General features: G+C 61.8%; 16 protein-coding genes. 8 read left to right on the forward strand and 8 right to left on the reverse strand.

The window, feature by feature from the left end; all coding sequences use genetic code 11:
• Positions 1-3: 3 nt before the first annotated feature.
• The 7 genes from A9973_RS00550 to rsmB form a co-directional block, all read right to left on the reverse strand.
• The gene (locus tag A9973_RS00550; RefSeq protein ID WP_183011842.1) at positions 4-1,245 is read right to left on the reverse strand and encodes a YbdK family carboxylate-amine ligase; all 1,242 of its coding nucleotides are present in this window, start codon (positions 1,243-1,245) and stop codon (positions 4-6) included.
• Between the two features lie 327 nt (positions 1,246-1,572).
• Positions 1,573-3,042, reverse strand: coding sequence for a TrkH family potassium uptake protein (locus tag A9973_RS00555; protein WP_183011843.1), 1,470 nt, complete (start codon positions 3,040-3,042; stop codon positions 1,573-1,575).
• Positions 3,043-3,095: 53 nt separating this feature from the next.
• Positions 3,096-4,475 carry a Trk system potassium transporter TrkA gene (gene trkA / locus A9973_RS00560; protein ID WP_183011844.1) on the reverse strand — a complete coding sequence of 460 codons (1,380 nt, stop codon included), beginning with the start codon at positions 4,473-4,475 and terminating at the stop codon, positions 3,096-3,098.
• The gene (locus A9973_RS00565) at positions 4,472-5,164 is read right to left on the reverse strand and encodes a response regulator (protein ID WP_183011845.1); all 693 of its coding nucleotides are present in this window, start codon (positions 5,162-5,164) and stop codon (positions 4,472-4,474) included. Before A9973_RS00565 ends, trkA begins: the two co-directional genes overlap by 4 nt.
• 11 nt (positions 5,165-5,175) lie before the next feature.
• Positions 5,176-7,491 carry an ATP-binding protein gene (locus A9973_RS00570; protein WP_183011846.1) on the reverse strand — a complete coding sequence of 772 codons (2,316 nt, stop codon included), beginning with the start codon at positions 7,489-7,491 and terminating at the stop codon, positions 5,176-5,178.
• Positions 7,488-8,078: a DUF4390 domain-containing protein gene (locus A9973_RS00575; RefSeq protein WP_370539419.1), complete on the reverse strand. Its 591-nt coding sequence runs from the start codon at positions 8,076-8,078 to the stop codon at positions 7,488-7,490. The genes A9973_RS00570 and A9973_RS00575 overlap by 4 nt, the downstream gene beginning before the upstream one ends.
• Positions 8,079-8,117: 39 nt before the next feature.
• Positions 8,118-9,455, reverse strand: a complete 1,338-nt coding sequence (rsmB, locus tag A9973_RS00580; RefSeq protein ID WP_183011848.1) for a 16S rRNA (cytosine(967)-C(5))-methyltransferase RsmB — start codon at positions 9,453-9,455, stop codon at positions 8,118-8,120.
• Positions 9,456-9,551: 96 nt separating this feature from the next.
• On the opposite strand from rsmB, the gene A9973_RS00585 reads away from it, so the two are divergent.
• The 6 genes from A9973_RS00585 to A9973_RS00610 all read left to right on the forward strand — a co-directional run bounded on the left by A9973_RS00585 (position 9,552) and on the right by A9973_RS00610 (position 16,461).
• Entirely contained in the window at positions 9,552-10,184 is a 633-nt protein-coding gene (locus A9973_RS00585) for a LysE family translocator (protein ID WP_183011849.1), read from the forward strand.
• A 265-nt stretch (positions 10,185-10,449) separates the two neighbouring features.
• Positions 10,450-10,701, forward strand: coding sequence for a DNA-binding transcriptional regulator (locus tag A9973_RS00590; RefSeq protein ID WP_183011850.1), 252 nt, complete (start codon positions 10,450-10,452; stop codon positions 10,699-10,701).
• Between the two features lie 67 nt (positions 10,702-10,768).
• Complete coding sequence (locus A9973_RS00595; RefSeq protein WP_255468971.1) at positions 10,769-10,954, forward strand: hypothetical protein; 186 nt, start codon at positions 10,769-10,771, stop codon at positions 10,952-10,954.
• A 463-nt stretch (positions 10,955-11,417) separates the two neighbouring features.
• Positions 11,418-14,729 (forward strand): ATP-binding protein, encoded by a 3,312-nt coding sequence (locus A9973_RS00600; protein ID WP_183011851.1) that lies wholly within the window; start codon positions 11,418-11,420, stop codon positions 14,727-14,729.
• The gene (locus A9973_RS00605; RefSeq protein WP_183011852.1) at positions 14,726-15,619 is read left to right on the forward strand and encodes a hypothetical protein; all 894 of its coding nucleotides are present in this window, start codon (positions 14,726-14,728) and stop codon (positions 15,617-15,619) included. Before A9973_RS00600 ends, A9973_RS00605 begins: the two co-directional genes overlap by 4 nt.
• Positions 15,620-15,768: 149 nt before the next feature.
• A complete protein-coding gene (locus tag A9973_RS00610; protein WP_255468972.1) occupies positions 15,769-16,461 on the forward strand; it encodes a transcriptional regulator in 693 nt (230 codons plus the stop codon).
• A 7-nt stretch (positions 16,462-16,468) separates the two neighbouring features.
• On the opposite strand, the gene A9973_RS31325 is transcribed toward A9973_RS00610, so the two are convergent.
• On the reverse strand, positions 16,469-16,705 hold the full coding sequence (locus tag A9973_RS31325; RefSeq protein ID WP_370539420.1) for a transposase: 237 nt from the start codon (positions 16,703-16,705) through the stop codon (positions 16,469-16,471).
• Positions 16,706-17,021: 316 nt separating this feature from the next.
• Here A9973_RS31325 and A9973_RS00615 point away from each other — a divergent pair, with 316 nt between their 5' ends.
• Together A9973_RS00615 and A9973_RS00620 are read left to right on the forward strand one after the other, a co-directional pair.
• A complete protein-coding gene (locus A9973_RS00615) occupies positions 17,022-17,951 on the forward strand; it encodes a hypothetical protein (protein ID WP_183011853.1) in 930 nt (309 codons plus the stop codon).
• Entirely contained in the window at positions 17,944-18,438 is a 495-nt protein-coding gene (locus A9973_RS00620) for a hypothetical protein (protein WP_183011854.1), read from the forward strand. Before A9973_RS00615 ends, A9973_RS00620 begins: the two co-directional genes overlap by 8 nt.
• Positions 18,439-18,590: the final 152 nt, after the last annotated feature.

Here is an 18,590-nt window from a genome sequence, read left to right on the forward strand (position 1 = left end):
TACTTAGTGCAAGCGTTCCGGCAGCGGCACGCTGACGCCGGGTTCAGAGGCCGACAACGGCTGCATCGGCTCTGAATTGGCGCGGATGCGCCGGCGCAGGACCGCGGTGGGTTCGGCCGGGGCAGCCCCGGCCGGCTCGCCACGCCAGGTGTGCGTCATCGCGTCCACCACCAGCGGCAGATCACGCAGGCGATGGAATTGGCTGCGCAGCCACCGCGCATCGTTGCCGCTACGCATGGCTTCGTCGCGCAAGGCAGCGATCATGTCGCCCGTCCCCAGTTCTTCCGCCACCGGCATCAGCCGCTGAAACAACGCCCGCAGATGGTCCATCAGGCGCAAGCGCTGGCCTTCCGGCGTGACGTAGCTGCCCTGCAGGCCGAAACGGCAGGCCTGGAAGTGGTTGCTGCGGTAAGACAGCCACGCACTGTCGCTGGGATCGTCCTCGCGCATCAGCAAGACCGCCAGCGCCTGGGCGAAGGCCGCGATCTGGCACGCGCGTTCAACCGTCAACGGCGTATCGCACACGCGGATCTCCACCGTGCCGAACTCCGGCTTCGGGCGGATATCCCAGTACAGGTCCTTGATGCTCTCGGCCAGGCCGTAGGCGCGCAGTTGCGACAGGTGGGCCTCGAACTGGTACCAGTCCTTGACGTCGGGCGGCATGTGGCCAGCCAGCGGGAAGCTGTTGACCGCGTTCAGGCGCGAGCACGAAAACAGCGTATCGACGCCCTCGCAATACGGGGACGAGGCCGACAGCGCGATGAAATGCGGCACATACGGCGACAGGCGGCGCAACAGTTTGATAGAGTCGTCGCCGCTCTTCACACCCAGGTGGATGTGCTGGCCGAAGACCGTAAATTGACGCGCCAGGTAACCGTACATTTCGGCCAGGTACTGGAAGCGCGGGGTATCCGAGATGGAGCGCTCTTGCCAGCGCATGAAGGGATGGGCGCCGCCGCCGGCGACCGCGACGCCGACCGCGTCGGCCGCTTCGACCAAGGCGTCGCGCATCTCGCGCATTTCGGCCAAGAGGCCCATGGGGTGCTCATGCACCGAGGAATTCAATTCGATCATGGACCGCGTGATTTCCGGTTTAACGCGGTCGGCAATGGGATGGTTGGCCATTTGGGCCAGCAGCTCGTCAGAGGCTGCGGTCAGATCAAAACTACGGGGGTCGATCAGTTGCAGCTCGAGTTCGATGCCCAGGGTGTTGGGGGCCGACGAAATGAACGGGATCTGTTCCATCTCGGACTCCTTTGAATGTTTGATGAGGGACGCGCCGTTCGACCTTGAAGCCCGGCAGCTTCCCGGGGGGCACTAGACGGCGACTTGTGAACGCATGATAGCCGCAGGTTTGTGGCAAAACGATTGAAAATCGTGACATTTGTGTGCAACATCGCGAAGCATTCGGTTTTGCCCTCTGAGGGGCAGTGAGCAAGCGCTCACAACATAGAAATGGCGCGGCTCGCGGGCCGATGGCGGCCGGAATGGCAGTCGGGAAGCGGTTTCCGAGACCGGGCGGGATAACCCTGATTCGGGTTTTCCCTTATAAAATTTCGGGCCCGGTGGCCCTTATTTGCGCCAGAAAATCGGCGTGAACAGCACCAGGACGGTCAGCAGTTCCAAGCGGCCGATCAGCATGGCGAAGGTGCAGACCCAGATCTGGAAATCGGACAGCACCGCGAAGTTGCCCATGGGGCCAACGGGGCCCAGGCCCGGCCCGGTGTTGTTGACGCTGGCGAAAACGGCCGAGAACGCCGTGATCGGGTCCAGGCCCGACAGCAGCAGCAGGCTCGTGAATACCGCGATGGAAAGCCCATAGAACAGCATGAAGGCCAGCACGGACGACATGGTCCGGCTGTCCACCGCCCGGCCATTGATCCGCACGGGACTGATCGCATGCGGATGCAACATTGTTACCAGTTCATTGCGTGCCTGCTTGACCAGCAGGATCGCTCGGATCATCTTGATCCCGCCCCCGGTGGACCCCGCCGACGTGGCAAAACCCGACAGCAGCAGCATCGTCAGCGGCGCGAACAGGGGCCACTGCGCGAAGTCGGTGTTGGCGTAGCCCGTGGTGGTGGCCATCGAAATGGTGTTGAACATGCCATAGCGCAGCGCCTCCAGCGGCGAGCCATAGACGCCCTTCACGTACAGGAAGATGGAAATGACCAGGCCCGCCCCCAGCACGAGGACCAGGTAGGGCACGGCTTCCGGGCATCGCCAATAGGCGCGCGCGCTGCGCTGGCGGAACGCGTTGAAGTGGGTGGCGAAGTTGATGCCGGCGATCAGCATGAACACCATGGCCACCATTTCCACGGCGACCGAGTCGAAATGGGCGAAACCGTCGTCCCAGGTCGAAAACCCGCCCAGCCCCATCGTCGTGGCCATGTGGCACCAGGCCTCGAACCACGACAGCCCCACGGCGCGGTAGGCCAGGAAGCACAGGATCGAGAACACGAAATACACCGCGTACAGGGCCTTGGCCGTGCTGGCGATGCGCGGCGTCAGGCGCTCGTCTTTCATGGGACCCGGTGTTTCGGCCCGCACCACCTGGTGGCCGCCGACCCCCAGCAGGGGCAGAATCGCCACCGCCAGCACCAGGATGCCCATGCCGCCGATCCAGATCAGCGTGGCGCGCCATAGGTTGATCGACGCGGGCAACGCATCCAGGTTGGTCAGCACCGTGGCGCCCGTGGTCGTCAGCCCGGACATGGCTTCGAAGTAGGCGCCGGTGAACGACAGCGGCAGCCCGGCCCCGTGGAAGTAGAGCATCAGCGGAATGGCCGCCAGCAGCGGCAGTCCGGCCCACACGGCCGACACCAGCACGAAGCCGTCGCGGGCGCGCAGTTCGCAGCGGCTGCGTCGCGTCAAGGCGGCCAGCCCGCCCCCGATGCCCACCGAAATCAGGAAGCCGTTCAGGAAGGCTTCGCGCGCCGCATCGCCGCCCACATAGGCGACAAGCAGCGGGATGAGCATGGTGAGGGCGAACATCACCATGGTCAGGCCCAGGATATAGAGGGTGCCCAGGACGCGCTTCATGGGAGCCTATCCGGTGGCGCGCGGCCCGTGGCGGAGCATGGGGCGGATCCGCATCAGAAGAACGACGCCGACACTTGGAACAGCTTTTCCACGCGCGGCATCTGCCGCCGCGAGGGCACGAAGACGATCACGTGGTCGTCCGTTTCAATCACGGTGTCGGCATCCGGCAGGATGATTTCGTCGCCACGGACCAGCGCGCCGATGCTGGCGCCCTTGGGCAGGCTGATCTGGCCCACCGGCCGGCCCACCACCTTGGAGGTCGAGCGGTCGCCGTGGGCGATGGCTTCCAGCGCTTCGGCCACGCCCTGGCGCAAGCGGTGCACGGCGGCCACGTCGCCGCGGCGCACGTGGCGCAGCAGCTCGCTCATCGTCGCCTGCGACGGCGACACGGCGATATCGATATGGCTGCCCTGCATCAATTCGCCATACGCCTGGCGGTTGATCAGCGCGATCACCTTGCGGGCGCCCAGGCGCTTGGCCAGCAGCGACGACATGATGTTGTCTTCGTCGTCGCTGGTCAGCGCCAGCCACGTGTCCATGTCTTCGATGTTCTCGCGTTCCAGCAAGGCTTCGTCGGTGCCGCTGCCATGCAGGACCAGCACGCTGTCGGGCAGTTGGGTCGCCAGGTATTCGCAGCGCTTCAGGTCGCGCTCGATGATGCGGACGCTGTATTTCTCTTCGGCCAGCTGGCGCGCCAGGCGCAGGCCGATGTTGCCCCCGCCCGCGATCATCACGCGGCGCACGGCCCGTTCGGCCTCGCGCAACTGGCGCACGGCGCGGCGCGCGTCGCGCGAATCCACCACCAGCACGACCTCGTCGCCCGGCGCGATGACCGTGCCGCTGCCCGCCCGCAACGGGCGCCCGCCGCGCAGCACGTCGATCACGCGCGCCTTCACGTCGGGCCACACGTCGCGCAGCTTGTCGACGGAAGAATGCGCCATCGGGCTGCCATGCCCCACCCGCACGGTCACGACGCACACGCGGCCTTCGGCGAATTCCACGACCTGCAAGGCCTCGGGAAATTCGATCAGGCTGTGCAGGTAGGTGGTGACGCTGCGTTCGGGGCTGATCAGGGCGTCGATGCAAAAGCCCTCTTCGCTCATCAGTTCCGGGTGTTCCGGGAACTCCGCGGAGCGGATGCGGGCGATGCGGCGGGGGATATTGAACAGCTGGCGGGCGATCTTGCAGGCCACCATGTTGGCGGTGTCGGACGCCGCACAGGCGATCAGCAGGTCGGTATCGGCGGCGCCGGCGGCTTCCAGCACCGACACCTGCGAGCCGTCGCCATGGACGACGCGCAGGTCGAAGTGTTCTTGCAGGTATTGAAGCTGCGTGGGATCGGAATCCACCACGGTGATGTCGTTTTCTTCGGACACCAGGTTTTCGGCCACGCTGGTGCCTACGCGACCAGCGCCCATGATCAGGATCTTCATGTGCTGCGCTTGCGCGCCGACTCAATGCCCAATTGCTTGAGCTTGCGGTAGAGGTGGGTACGTTCCAGCCCGGTGCGTTCGGACACGCGCGTCATGCTGTGACTTTCGCGGACCAGGTGGTATTCGAAATAGATGCGCTCGAATTCGTCGCGCGCTTCACGCAGCGGCTGGTCCAGCGAAATACTGCCCAGTTGGCCGTTGGACGTGACCGGCACTTCGTTGGCGGGCGCCGTCGCCAGGACCGGGGGATCCAGCTCGTCTTCCAGCGCCACGGCGGCGTTGGCGGCAGCCGGATTCGCGGCGGCAGGCGCCGGATGCGGGGCGCGCCCGCGCGCCAGCCCAGCCGCGACGGTCTTCAGCAGACGTTGCAGCGTGATGGGCTTTTCCAGGAAATCCATGGCGCCGATGCGCGTGGCCTCGACCGCCGTGTCGATGGTGGCATGGCCGCTCATCATGATCACGGGCATGTCGAGCAGGCCTTGCGAGCCCCACTCTTTCAGCAAGCTCACGCCATCGGTGTCGGGCATCCAGATGTCCAGCAACACCAGATCAGGACGCATGCGAAGGCGCGCGGCACGCGCTTGCGCCGCATTTTCGGCCAGCTCGACCGTGTGTCCTTCGTCGTAAAGGATCTCCGACAAAAGCTCACGTATACCGACTTCGTCGTCAACCACCAGAATTCTGGCCATAAAGCATCCACCTATTGCGTAGCCGCATTATCCTTTTCTTGCGCGGTCGCGTCCATAGTATCTGCCCCGGGAGCCAACCGGGTCAACAAGATGGAAATCCGCGCGCCTCCTTCCTTGCGGTTGGCAAGGTCGATACGTCCGCCATGCTCTTCCACAATCTTGCGTACGATTGCCAATCCTAACCCAGTCCCGTGGGACTTGGTGGTTACGTAGGGCTCGAACGCGCGCTGCATCACCTGCGGCGGGAAGCCCGGCCCGGTGTCGGCAACGGTAAATCTCAGCGCCTGCTGATCAGCCCGGTCGGGCTGTTCGCTGCGCATCAGCTGGGTCGTCACGCTGACCCGGCCCTCGCCGCCCAGCTCGGCGATCGCGTCGCGGGCATTGGACATCAGGTTGTGGATCACCTGGCGCAACTGCGTGGGATCGCCTTCGATCGGCGGCAGGTCCGCCCCCAGGTTCACGTCCAGGTTCAGGGCCTTGCCGGTCAGGCGGGACGAACCGCCGTCCGGCTCCCAGCCGTACAGCGACAGCACGTCGGCCACCAGCGCGTTGAAATCGATGCGCTGCATGACGGCCGGCGGCGTGCGGGCGTACTCGCGGAAATCGTCCACCATCTGCTTGAGCGACGCCACCTGGTTGACGATGGTGTTGGTGGAACGCTCGACGATCTGCGCCTCGGCCGGCTGCAGCTTGCCTTCCAGCTTCATGGCCAGGCGCTCCGCCGACAGCTGGATGGGGGTCAGCGGGTTCTTGATCTCGTGCGCCAGGCGGCGGGCCACTTCGCCCCAGGCCACGGTCCGGTTGGCCGAAATCACTTCGGTAATATCGTCAAACACCACCAGATACCCGTTGCCGCGCCCGTCCACCCGCAGGTGGGTACCGCGCGCCAGCAGGGTCAGCGGCTGCGGCGGGGCGGGCGCGTCGCCCTGGGCCGGACTGATTTCGAACTGCTGCTGCCAGTGCTGGCGCTCCGAGCCCACGGCCGCGTGGGTCGAAAACGCCTGGCGCACGATATTGGCGAACTCCAGCATGCCGTCCACGGTTTCCAGCGGACGGCCGATCACCGAGCGCAGGTCCGCCCCCAGGATGGTCTGGGCGCCCTGGTTGACGGTAGTGACGCGGAACGACTCGTCGAACACCAGCACGCCGGACGACAGGTTGGACAACACGCTTTCCAGATAGACGTTGGACCGCTCCAGCTGCTGCCGGTTGCTTTCGACCATGCGCCGGGCTTCGTCCAGCTGCCGCGTCATGGCGTTGAACGAGCGTGTCAGCTGGCCGACTTCGTCGCGTTCGGGCGGCTCGGGCAGCGGGCGGTAGTCGCCCACGCCCACGGCCTGCGTGCCGCCGGCCAGGCTCAGCAGCGGCCGGACCAGGCGCTTGGACAGGGACAGCGCCACCGCGATCGCGCCGAACGCGGCCAGCAGCAGCGCCAGCGTCAGCGTAATGCCATAAAGCTTGCGCAGCCCCAGGCGGGACAGCGCCAGCTCTTGATAGTCGCGAAAGCCTTGCTGCACCAGGTTGGCGTTGTGCGCGATTTGGTCGGGCACCGGTTGCAGCAATTGCAGCCAGCGCGGCTCGGACGCCGCGCCCAGCAGGTTGTCGTAGCGGTCAGGCCCCGTCAGCGGAATCACCACGCGCAGGTGCAAGCCGCCTTCGGCGCCCGCCGTGACCGGGTCGTCGGCTTCGGCCGCGGAATAGCCGCGCGCCAGCCGCAGCTGGTTCATGACCGTCGACGGCGGCATCGCGGGCAGCAACTGACCATATTGGCTGGTGGAAAACGCCACCATGCGCCCGCTGCCCGTGAATACCATGGCCTCTTGCACCCCATTGGCTTCGCGCAGCCGGGTCAAGGCCAGCATCACGCCGCTGTCCGTGCTGCGGTTCAACTCCATGGCCATGGAGCGCGCACGCGCATCCAGGTCGGCCAGCAGCGAATCCAGCGCGGCGCGGCCCAGGTTCAGGCCCGCCTCCAGCGCCGTATCCACCCGCACGTTGAACCAGGATTCGATGGAGCGCGACATGAACTGCACCGACACGGTGTAGATCAGGGCTCCGGGCACCACGCCGATCAGCGCGAACGCCAGCGAAAAGCGCGCCGTCAGGCGCGCGCCGAACTGCCGGCGCCGGATCTGGCGGGCCAGCCGCACCGTCAGCGCCACCACCCAGATGAACAGCGCCAGCGCGAAAATGCCGTTCAGCACCAGCAGCGTGTCGTAATAGCGCGCAAAGCGCGAAGCATTGCCCGTGGACCATGCCAGCAAACCCAGCAACGCCAGGCCGCTTACGGCACCCACCATCAGGGCCAGCCGGAGCAACAGCCTCATGAGGGATCTTTCTCCTTGCCGCTCAGCGTGAACGAGAAGTCCATCCAGGGAGTCCCCTGCGCCCACGAGCTGCTGTTCAAGGCGTTCACCTGGAACGGCCGGGGCAAAAGCGAGGTGTCCAGGCGCAGCCGGAGCTGGCCGGCGTACAACACCCCTTCGTCGAAGTCGCCGGCATCCGCCACCGACCAACTCCGGATGTGGCGGATGACGCTCATGGCGTCGTCCAGCGACGCCACCGGGAAGGACAGCTCGCCCACCCCCGCGCGCCATTGCCGGGTCAACGCGTTATAGACGACGCGCCACGTGCGGGAGGTGTCGACCAGCGCCTTGTCGAACCACCACCAGCGCTCCTGCGTCATGGTGAGATCGGCCGTGAAATACAGGGGGACGCCGCGCTGGGCGGCGTCCCGCAACTGCTGGTTCAGTTCGAATTCGATGTCCGCGTCGATCTCCAGGCGGCCGTCGCGCACGACCGGTTCGACCCGCACGACCTTCGGCTCGGCGCCATATACCTCGCCGCCCGGCACCAGTGAAAGCAAGGCGGATACGAGCAACAACCCAAGAAATAAACGCGAAATAATGGACATACGACACCGAAACACCGTCATGCCCCTATTCTTGGGGATTCAGGACTGCTTGGCAAACAAGGCGTAGAAAAACCCGTCATGTTGGGCCGCCGGTGTTGCATCGACCGCAACTGGCAGCAATTGGCCCGGCGCGTCCAGGCGTTGGGCCTCCGGGTGGCGCTGCAGGAATTCCAGGGCCTGGCGCGCGCCTTCGATCGGGAAGACCGAGCACGTCACATAGAGCAGGCGGCCGCCGGGCGCGACGGTCTGCCACAGCGAATCCAGGATCTTGGCCTGCAGCGTGGCCGTGCGGCGAACGTCGTTTTCGCGGCGCAGCCAGCGGATGTCGGGGTGGCGGCGCACGATGCCCGACGCCGTGCAGGGCACATCCGCCAGCACCGCGTCGAACGGCTTGCCGTCCCACCAGGCGTCCAGGTCCGACGCGTCGGCCGCTTCCAGCTGGACGCGGCTGCTGGCCAGACCCAGGCGGTCCAGATTCTGCTCCACGCGTTCCAGCCGTTCGCCGTCGGCGTCCAGCGCCACCAGGTCGATATCGGCCAGCTCCAGCAGGTGGGCGGTCTTGCCGCCGGGCGCCGCGCAGGCGTCCAGCACGCGCATGCCGTCGGCCGGCGCCAGCAGTTCGGCCGCCAACTGCGCCCCGGCGTCCTGCACCGACCACCAGCCTTCGGCGAAGCCGGGCAACTGGGTCACGGGCTTGGGGCTGCTCATCACCAGGCCGGACTGGCCCACGGGCTCCGCCGACAGGCCGGCGTCCTGGAAGGCCGCCAGCACCTGCTCGCGGCTGGCACGGCGGCGGTTCACGCGCAACGTCAGCGGGGCGGGCACGTTGGCCGAGGCCAGGATCTCGCGCCATTGCTGCGGATAGGCCACGCCCAGCTGCTTGACCCACCAGCCGGGGTGGTTCCACTGGGCCTCGGGGCTATCCGCCACTGCGGCTTCCAGCGCCGCGCGCTCGCGCAGGAAACGGCGCAGGCAGGCGTTGAGCATGCCCTTGAAGGACGCCAGGGCGCGGGTATTGGAGGCGGCCGTCACGGCCTGGTCCACGACCGTATGCGGCGCGTACACCGGCATGCCGGGCAGCGCGGAGGCGGCTTCGCCCTCTTCTTTCAGCAAGGTCAGCGACACGAGCAGCAGCGATTCGAACAGCACGCTGGGATAGCGCTGGACCAGTTCGCGGCCCACGGCGTCGGCCCAGCCCAGGTAGCGCATCGCATGGAACGACACGGCCTGGGTGGCCGGGCGCAGGGCGGAACTCACGTCCGTCAGCGCGTCCGTCAGGGAACGGCCGTCCAGCACGCCCTCGACCACCCCCGCGCTGGAAAGAAGAACGGAGGAAAGCGGGGGGGCCAGATGGGGGGAGTCGGAACGCGTGGACATGGTGGGAATTCAGAAGATAAGACCGATATGGTAGCCGCACCTGGACGAATGGCGGCCCGCGCGTCAAACTGGCCCCTACCCGGGAGCGCTTTCGTCATGACCACCGCCACGCTGCTGCTGTTCATCCTGGCCTCGGCCGTCGCCATCGTGACGCCCGGCCCCACGACCCTGCTGGCCCTGAGCAACGGCTCGCGCCATGGCGTGCGCGCCGCGGGCTGGGGGATGGCCGGGGCGGTGCTGGCGGACCTGATCCTGGTCGGCGCGGTGGCCTCCGGCCTGGGCGTGGTGCTGGCGGCGTCCGAAGTCGCCTTCCTGCTCATCAAATGGGTGGGCGCGGCCTATCTGGCCTATCTGGGCTGGAAGATGCTGCGCTCGGACGCGGCGCTCGTCCTGCCGTCGGCCACGGCTGGCGCGGACCGGCCCGTGGGCCTGGCGCTGGGGATGCGCAGCTTCATGGTGGCGCTGACCAATCCGAAGGCGCTGCTGTTCATGTCGGCCTTCCTGCCCCAGTTCATCGACCCGCAAGCGCCGCTGGCGACCCAATACGCCATCGTGGCCTGCGTCCTGGCCACCATCAATATATTGACCATGCTGGTCTACGCCACGCTGGGCGCCCAACTGGTGCGCGCCTTCCAGGGGTCGGGCCTGCGCTGGCTGAACCGCGTTTGCGGCAGCCTGATGATCGGCCTGGCGGGAACGCTGGCGCTGTACCGGCGCGGAGCGCCGTAAAGGGCAAAAGGGATTAGGGCGCCCTGGAGGCGCGGCCAACAATCAGGGACGCACCATTGCTAATCGTTTCCACTATCCGCGGCACCGGCGTTGCGAAGACATATCGTGTACCGCGCCCACCTACGCCACACCGCGGAACCCTTTCGCTATCGCCCCCTACGGCATTGCCGTATAATTCCCCGCTTCCCCGCAGTTGCTGCTCCCGGCGCATCGCATGAACCCAGGCGATGGCGAGAGGCGGCGCTGCCCGTAAATTGAACGAGTCATGAAGAAAGTAGCTCCGCCGGCGCTTCCCGCCCGGTGGCAGGCGTCGCATATCAGCGAAGCGCGCAGCCGCGTCGGTTTGCCGCAAGCGGATTTCGCGCAATTGCTGGGCGTCAGCGTGCGCACCTTGCAGGATTGGGAACAGGGCCGCCGCCATCCGTCGGGAGCGGCCCAGACCCTGCTGCAAGTGGCCATCCTCCACCCGGAAACGCTGCGCGACCTGCCGCCCCGCCACCCAGGCGAATCCGCCTGAACCCGAACACTTGACGAATACCCCGCCGCACCGCAAGAGCCGGTGCGCGAACCTACGGTGAACTAGATTGGAAATCCTTGAACAATCCCGGCCCGGCAAAGGCGCCGGCACTTCCGCCAGCGATGGCAGCAACTCGACGCTGAACGCCATCACGGCCGCCGCGCAGGGCGCGGATCCGGGTCGCGCGCCGCGCGTGGGGTTCGTGTCGCTGGGCTGCCCCAACGATATGGAAACTAAACTAAGCCCCACTTGATAAAGACAGGCGGCCGCCCGTCGCTGGAAGCCCATCGCAGGCGGCGCATCCGATTTGGTCGCGAGCGGCTCTTGGCGCTCAACCAATTCAAAGGTCGTCGACTAAATGAGTGGCGACCGCCGACCCATGTCGCTCGGTCGTTCGATCTCCATAATCGCTTCAATAAAATCGACTCGAGCGGCGCTCCACGCGCCCGATTTTGTAATAAAATATATCTTATTATTTCTTGCGATCTGAAAGCTATGCGGACTCGGCGACCCGGATGCTAGGCTTCTGCATTCCTATTACCAGCAGTTCTTCGGCGTTGATCTAAAGGGAGACGCCTTCCTAGTAACTATGCGAGAGGCCAGGTGTGTCCGACGAGGTTTTGAAGCAGTTCGGTGACGCTATCACGAGCAGTCGACCCGTTGTCCTATTCTTGGGGCAGAAATATTCCAGCCCGTGCGCCGGTCCGGACCCCCTCGTGGCCAAGATTGAAGAACATCTCGGCACGCCCAGTCCTCATCCAACGTGGACCTCCGTATTGCAGCAGCCATTGAATGATGAAATCTATGGCTGGATCGTTGAGCGTTTTGAGCGCCAAGTGCTATCCGAGACGCTTGAGCAGATATTTCAGGTCGCATGGAGTGCGGTTTTTACGTCAGCCGTAGATCCTCGAATCGTAATGCGGCTCGAGACGCGGGGGCGAATCCCAGAGTCTGTTCTTTCCAAGGATCATTTCCCGCGAGTGCCCCGGAGCCGCGCCCGCCCAGGAGTCCACTATCTTTTCGGTCGGGCTGATGAGACATCACCGGAAACTCGCGCACCACGATCACGAAAGGACTTACAAACACGGCGCCTGGTTCACGCCAATGCCCTGATCAATCGAATTCCCGAGACCGCCACATCGCTAGGCCTTCTAGTAGTCGCAGGCCTTGACGCTGGTGATTGGCTTGCAGTCGATGAACTGCTCGCGCCGTTGTCCTCCGAGCCTGGTCTACGCATTATTTGGTTCCTCGCGCACCAAACACCGCCACCGTCTGAGTTTTTTGCCGACCTCGTCGCCAGCGGCAATCTGCACTTTGACGAGCGAAGCCTTGAAGAGGCTGTACTGGCAATTGAAATTGCGCAAGACTCGTCTCCCAGCGCGCCGACAATTTTTCAGTCCGACTCCGGCACCATCATGTTGGGCGGCGACAGATTTTTACGCCTGCCAGCGGGCACGCGACTCCGCGTTGAGGCCGCAGCAGCTGTCGTAGACGACACGTGGACTGATCCACCCGAGCCACTCGACAACTTCCAATTGACCGAAGCCTTTCGTAGGTTCCATGGCGACTTGGCCGGTGCCCGCGGATTAGTTGAGGGCACAGCTAGAGAATTTTCGATCACTCGAGACTTCGAGGCGAAGCTCTGGGGTTATTTGGAGCAAATTGTGCAGCGGCCCGGGCAAGGAGAAAGCTTGCTCATCGTTCATGGCCAGTCGGGCATGGGGAAAAGCCTCGCGATCGCACGCGCCGCGCTGCGGTTGCGGAACGAGTTCAACCTACCAGTGCTGTATTCGTGGGCCCGCGTGCCGGTGCCGACGGAATTAGACGCGTTTTGCGAGATAGCAGAACGCAGCGGCGCTGAATGCACGGCGATTTTGTGTGATTGCAATTCCGATATCCGCCGCTACAGGGAACTGATAGATGGTCTGAAGAGTCGGGGTCGTCGAGTCATCCTCATCGGCACTTGCTATCGACTCGAAGAAAAGGCACGCGCTCCGGACGCGAAATATGCGGAAGCCTTACCGACCTTAAGCCCTGGCGAGTCCATGCGACTCAAAACACTAATTGCGCGGTTCGGGCAAAGCGTGGGAATCGACTACCATCGCGCCGGCGACCAAGTGCTTCCTATGTTGTATCGACATCTGTCGGTCAGCCGAGCGCGCCTCGTCGGGGGTGTCAACGACGAGGCACGTGCTACGGAGGAATTGATCCGTCTTAGAGCGCGGAATGTCCCGAGGCCGCAACGTATCCAGTCGCAGCTTGCGCAAAAGCTGATTGACGCTGGTTTAGTCGAAGGCAACATGGACATTTTCGACGAAGGTGCCGCAGTAGCCGACGGCGAGGATGCTGCGGGGCGTTTCGTTGATTACGTAATGATCGCCGGACGGCTTGACTGCGCTGTTCCTGTCAACTTGTTGCTTCGTGCAATACGCAACGTCAATAACAACTTAGACTACGCGCAAATCCTCTACATGTTCGACCAGCTGGACCTTTTCCGGTGGAAGATGGCCGACACTGAGGGCAACGATCTGTTAGTGTTCCCTCGATTGCAGCTGGAGGCCGAGCTGATTTGCGCTAGACGCTTGACCAATACATCGCGTGAGGTCAGCTACATTGTGGAGCTAATCCGCGCAGCACGGCTTTCTAGCGTAGACGCCACGGCCGAGCGCGACTTCCTGCTCGACCTTTTGCACAAGATGCGCCGTGACGGACCGAGGCTAAAGAATTACCAGAAAGGATATTTGGATTTCGCTCGTGCCCTGACGGAATTGCGCACGCGGTACAACGTGCATGATGCAAGCCTGATGCTCCAGGAGTCGGCGTTCCGCCGCGACACGGTCTACATTTCGGATCAGACGGCTGATGAGAACGACCGGCTGTCCGACGAGCAGCGCGACCAAATTCTTGAAGAGGCGCGAGAAGTAATCGAAATTGCACTAAGAGAGACAGCGGCTGGAAAGCTGTCCGCAGGCAAGAGAACACGGCAAAGCTTATACGTTGAACGCGCAACGATATATTGCTATCAGGCATGTGGGCTGGCCAGCCGAAACGCCAGTGCCGAACAGGTAATGATCGCCTACGGCGCTGCGCGAGTAGCGATAACTACCGCATCCACAGCGAACTCATTCCATCCGTTCGACGTTGCGATGTGGGCACCCGCGCTTATCGTGCGAGAGAATGTTCTCTCAGACGAAGGAAAGCTGGAATTGGTCGCCGATATCTATTCCACGATTGACAGTTTTAATGCGGACAACAGTCTGCAACGCTATCGGCCGGAGTTCGAGGAGCGGCGTCTGAAGGTTGCACTAGTACTTCGAGACAACAAACTCGAGGAAACCTCATTTAATAAACTTGAGTTACTCAAGCCCGCTACGGCCTATTATTTGCGCGCGCGTTCGTTTTGCCCAGACGTACTCGACGGAGCAGCCCCTGTTGACGCGGCAATGCTAAGAGACGCTGACAGCGGCGCCACTTATCTTGAAGATCGATACGAGAGAATTGTCCACGACGCTCGCGCCCTGCAGCTATTGATCCAGCTGCGATGGCTAGCCGTAGCGGGCGATCGACTACTGCGACGTGATAGATGCGTCATTCCGCAAGACCCTACCTTCCAGAATACGATTCTGAAATATGTGCGCTCCTTGAATGAATTGTCCGGGACCGGCGCATCCAATGTTTATCGCCTCCTCGAGGCGGCACTGCACTGGATCGTCGGCAATCCCACGCTGGCACGTGAGCAATTCAACCAATTGTCGCGTGACTCGGACTTTGAGGATGGCTCTCGCGTCGTACGTCGGCTACTCCTGGTTAGCAAGGACCCGGAAGGATATCGTGGCACGGTGGAACGCCTCCGCAAGGAGGGCAATTGGTCAATTTCAGTAAAGAGTTTTTCCGGGACGATCGATCTTGAGGCCAGGCAGTTCCCAGAACAGGACCTCCGAAACGGACGAGAAATCCGGGAATTCAACATCGCATTCAATTTCCTCGGGCCGATCGCCGATCCGATCCGTATCGGAGGAAAGCCATGACATTCGTAATGCTGCATTCTTCGTTGACCAATCTGCGGCGACGCCTCGCGGTGCACGTATCTCCGCCGCTGGCCGAGATCACGCTCGAGCCGCCGCAAGGCGATTCCGACGAGCTTTCTTTCTATCGTTTGGTGGCGTGGGGTTACGTCATGCTCAACGAAACGGCAAAGGTCCCGTTAGGCTTCCTGAAGTCACTTCCCCCCTGGAGCGTGGCAAGCGCCCTGCTCCCCCACGTTGGCGCGTTACGTACTGCGACGAGCCACAACCTTGCGTTGGATAGCACGCGCGACATCAAGACTCTGCGCAGTGCCGCGGACTGGTTTGCAAAAACATGTGGCGCCGGCACTCCCGTAAGCCCAAGCCAGTGGAAGGCCTGTTTTGACGCGCTCCTCATCGAGCTGTCGGAACTTCTGACGCTCGCAATTAGGACCTGTGATCAACTGAGCGATCCCATTGACGGTGAACAGCTTGTCGCACAACTTCAATTTCGGCTGGACCGCGAATGGCCTGCGTATAAGTTCGACCCCTACGTAGAGCGAGCAGTTGAGAAATTCGGTTACGGTCTGGACCCCGTCGCTTTGCGGAGTACCAGGTTGACTCAGTGGAGAAAAGTCGTAGCCGCAGCGCAACAAGACGAAATAGAGCGGGTGTTAACCCAACGGATCGAGGCTGACGTCCTTGAATACATGTGTAATGCGTTGCCTGCGCCTACCGAGGAAATTGCGGAGCTATTGCAGTACACCGATAAGGCAGCACTTGCCGCAGCATTGCTTACCTTACGCGCGGCACGTCCTGATGAGGCGAAAGACGTTCTAGCGCGACTGAGGCAGTTGTCGGGGGCTATCGGACATGCAAATATTCCTTCAGCCGCCGCTTGCAACGGCAGTTAAGTTGCTCGGTACCTTCTGGCTGAAGCACTGGCAGTGGATCACCGGCAATGCCTTGGCTGTGATCGGCATCGTTGTGTCGCTGAAGTGATGCGGACAAATCCAGCGCCCACAGGCATGCACCTACGGACAATCGATCATAAGTTTGGGGCTTGAGCCTCGCGATGATCTTCGAGCCTAATATTTCAAATATTGACCAGACCGCTGGTTCGACCGCAACTATCAAATCTTGGAATGCCATGGACGAAGAGCAGAAGGAATTCCAGGCCGTGCTGCTGCGATCAGTCGAGGACATGAAGGCCGGGAGGTTTGCGAGCAAGGCGGTGATCGGAGAACTTCGAAAGCCGTTCTCTGAGACCCATCCGCACCTGAACGGTTTCATGGATTTCCTGGCCGAGTTCAACAAAGAGACTGAGCGCGGAACGGCTCTTGCGGCTGCAGCGATGCTCGATGAGTTGCTGGGGCGGATCATCGAATCGTTCCTGATTCCGAACAAAGGGAGCAAGGCTTTGCTCGACGGCTTCAATGCTCCGCTTGGTACCTTCTCTGCGCGCATCGCGTCGGCGTTCGCCCTGGGCCTCTTGTCGGAGGTTGAGTATCGAGAGTGCGAGCTGATTCGAAAGGTGCGTAACGAGTTCGCACATCAAATCAAGGTGTCATTCAAGACAGAACGGATCGTGAGCCTGTGCGCACAACTCCAGCTTTCAGCAAAAAGCTATGGCGACGTTCACGTTGATACCCGAGGTCAGTTCACGACGGCGGCGGTCGGGCTTATTCTGAATCTGACGAATCGGCCTCATTATGTTGGGCAAAAGCGGTTGCAGTCGGTGAGTTGGAAAACGTAGGCCCTGCCTAGATCTCAGAAGCATCCATTCGCTCACTCACGCGCGAATGCGCTGGCGCAGCGCGCTTTGGTTTCGCGCATGACTCTTGGCGTACCAGGTCGACCGTTGCAGCAGCGCCAGTGCGCAAGCGCGCTGCACGCTGCTCCTCAAGCTGCTTGAGCTTACGCAGCTCACTCACCCCGAAATCGGCGTATTTCTTCTTCCACGTGTAGAAAGACGCCTCCGACACGCCAGCTGCCGACATAGGTCGACCAACGGCGTACCACTATCGGCCAATCGCAGCGCAAAGGTGATCTGCTCTTCGATAAATCTCGACCGTTTCATGGCTTCTCCTCGCCCCGTTTGGGGCGCTGAGAAGCAACCTTAACTCTAGTTTTGACCTGTACGAATATTCCGGCTCCCGCGATTCGATTGCTCTGCAATGTCCCTCACGCACACTCACGACGACCTCAGGTATAGTAAGGCGTTGTAACAGCCCACCACTATTGAACTGCGAAGCATAGGAAATGCCTATAGCCAGCTGGCTAGCGAGCCCATAGAGGTGGAAAAATGGGGGTGAAATGACTGCATCGGTAGCGCGCCTCGTAGGTACCGACTGGGAAGAATGGGCGAATCGTCTGTTATCACACCACTACGGGCCGACGGAATATCAAAGAGTCCCATCTAAAGATCGCGGAGATGCAGGCATCGAGGGCTTCTGCATTGCCAACAGCCTAGCCTTTCAGTGCTACGGGTGCGACGAGCCAATTAGCGTACAGGAGCGCTACGACAAGCAGCGCGACAAGATGACCGAGGATTTGACGAAGTTCATCCAGAACAAAAACGTACTCCAACGTCTATTTCGGCCTTCACTGAAAATCAAACGCTGGATCCTGTTCGTCCCATTATTTGACAGCAAGGAAATCGTTGCACACGCCGCCAAGAAGACAAAAGAGATTCTTAGTGCTGCTTTGCCCTATGTCGACACGACTTTTCGTGTAATGGTGGTACAGGAGTCAAGTTATTCCGTGGCGCGCGAACAGTTACTGAGCACGGCACCACAGGGCTTGAGGTTCAATCAATCGCCAATCACAGAAGAGGAAGTCGATGCCTGGAGCACTTCCAACGACAAGTTGGTCGACGTCCTCAAGACAAAGCTCGCACGGCTACCCATGATCAAGAATGAAGCACAACTCGATGCATTCGTCGGCCGCATTCTGAAATGGTATTTGATGGGACAAGAGCTACTGGAGCAACTGAGAAAATATCCTGATGTGTACGAGAAGGTTATTGCAACCAAATCCCATCGCGAAGAGTTTCTCGCATTGAGTTGTCTCGATGGAATCGCCGCAAATGCACGCTTAAATGAGGTGGTCGCGGACTTCAAAAATGACCTCCAAGCAGAAGCAGGCGAACTCCATACTTTCAGCGCTCAACATCTTGCTACTGAAGCGGTGGCTGATTGGTTGATGCGTTGCCCGCTCGACTTCCCGAGTCCGGCCCATGACTGAACATGACATCGAGAATGTCTTCGACATCTCCGAGCTAAATGTCGAGTTCGTTTTCGGCCGACGTCCTATTGCACTTCCCGGCGACTTACGGCCCACGTGGCGCATTGGGCTGCTAATGCTGTTGCTCGCACAGTGTTGTCGGCAGCAACGCTCCAGCCTCACTAGGCTGCATGTATTGAACTGGGCGATGCGCTCCGAAGAAAACCACGAGAACCTTATGGCGCTGATATCACAGCAGCTCCGCCCTGACGCGCTGGTCGTTCGTTTTGACCCCGCATTCAACCGTGCGATCGACTTTGCCCTCGGCGAGAATCTCGTCCAGCGTGTAGACGGCTCGCGAATTGAACTTACTCAACAGGGGAGAGCGTTCGCGGCAGACGTCTTAAACACGCCCGACGTCTATATAAATGAAAAACGGTTGATCGGCGCCATAAAGCAGAAAGCGTCGGAGACGCTGGTGGAAAACATCTTCGGAATCAGGAAATAGAGGCATGCGCCTTCGACAGCTAAAGATCAACATTAGTACCACGGACGGCCCATACGGGACGACATTGAATTTTTCCGACGGCCTAGTTGTTGTCTGGGCAGACAATTCAATGGGAAAGTCTACGTGCGCACGCGCCATATTGGTCGTGCTTG

Source organism: Achromobacter sp. UMC46 (assembly GCF_014170335.1).
GTDB lineage: Bacteria > Pseudomonadota > Gammaproteobacteria > Burkholderiales > Burkholderiaceae_B > Achromobacter.

Excerpts from the sequence above, each read along its gene's own strand:
- A9973_RS00550 (WP_183011842.1), bottom strand. The coding sequence starts at position 1,245 with ATGGAACAGATCCCGTTCATTTCGTCGGCCCCCAACACCCTGGGCATC.
- A9973_RS00555 (WP_183011843.1), bottom strand. The coding sequence starts at position 3,042 with ATGAAGCGCGTCCTGGGCACCCTCTATATCCTGGGCCTGACCATGGTG.
- trkA (WP_183011844.1), bottom strand. The coding sequence starts at position 4,475 with ATGAAGATCCTGATCATGGGCGCTGGTCGCGTAGGCACCAGCGTGGCC.
- A9973_RS00565 (WP_183011845.1), bottom strand. The coding sequence starts at position 5,164 with ATGGCCAGAATTCTGGTGGTTGACGACGAAGTCGGTATACGTGAGCTT.
- A9973_RS00570 (WP_183011846.1), bottom strand. The coding sequence starts at position 7,491 with ATGAGGCTGTTGCTCCGGCTGGCCCTGATGGTGGGTGCCGTAAGCGGC.
- A9973_RS00575 (WP_370539419.1), bottom strand. The coding sequence starts at position 8,078 with ATGTCCATTATTTCGCGTTTATTTCTTGGGTTGTTGCTCGTATCCGCC.
- rsmB (WP_183011848.1), bottom strand. The coding sequence starts at position 9,455 with ATGTCCACGCGTTCCGACTCCCCCCATCTGGCCCCCCCGCTTTCCTCC.
- A9973_RS00585 (WP_183011849.1), top strand. The coding sequence starts at position 9,552 with ATGACCACCGCCACGCTGCTGCTGTTCATCCTGGCCTCGGCCGTCGCC.
- A9973_RS00590 (WP_183011850.1), top strand. The coding sequence starts at position 10,450 with ATGAAGAAAGTAGCTCCGCCGGCGCTTCCCGCCCGGTGGCAGGCGTCG.
- A9973_RS00605 (WP_183011852.1), top strand. The coding sequence starts at position 14,726 with ATGACATTCGTAATGCTGCATTCTTCGTTGACCAATCTGCGGCGACGC.
- A9973_RS31325 (WP_370539420.1), bottom strand. The coding sequence starts at position 16,705 with ATGTCGGCAGCTGGCGTGTCGGAGGCGTCTTTCTACACGTGGAAGAAG.
- A9973_RS00615 (WP_183011853.1), top strand. The coding sequence starts at position 17,022 with ATGACTGCATCGGTAGCGCGCCTCGTAGGTACCGACTGGGAAGAATGG.
- A9973_RS00620 (WP_183011854.1), top strand. The coding sequence starts at position 17,944 with ATGACTGAACATGACATCGAGAATGTCTTCGACATCTCCGAGCTAAAT.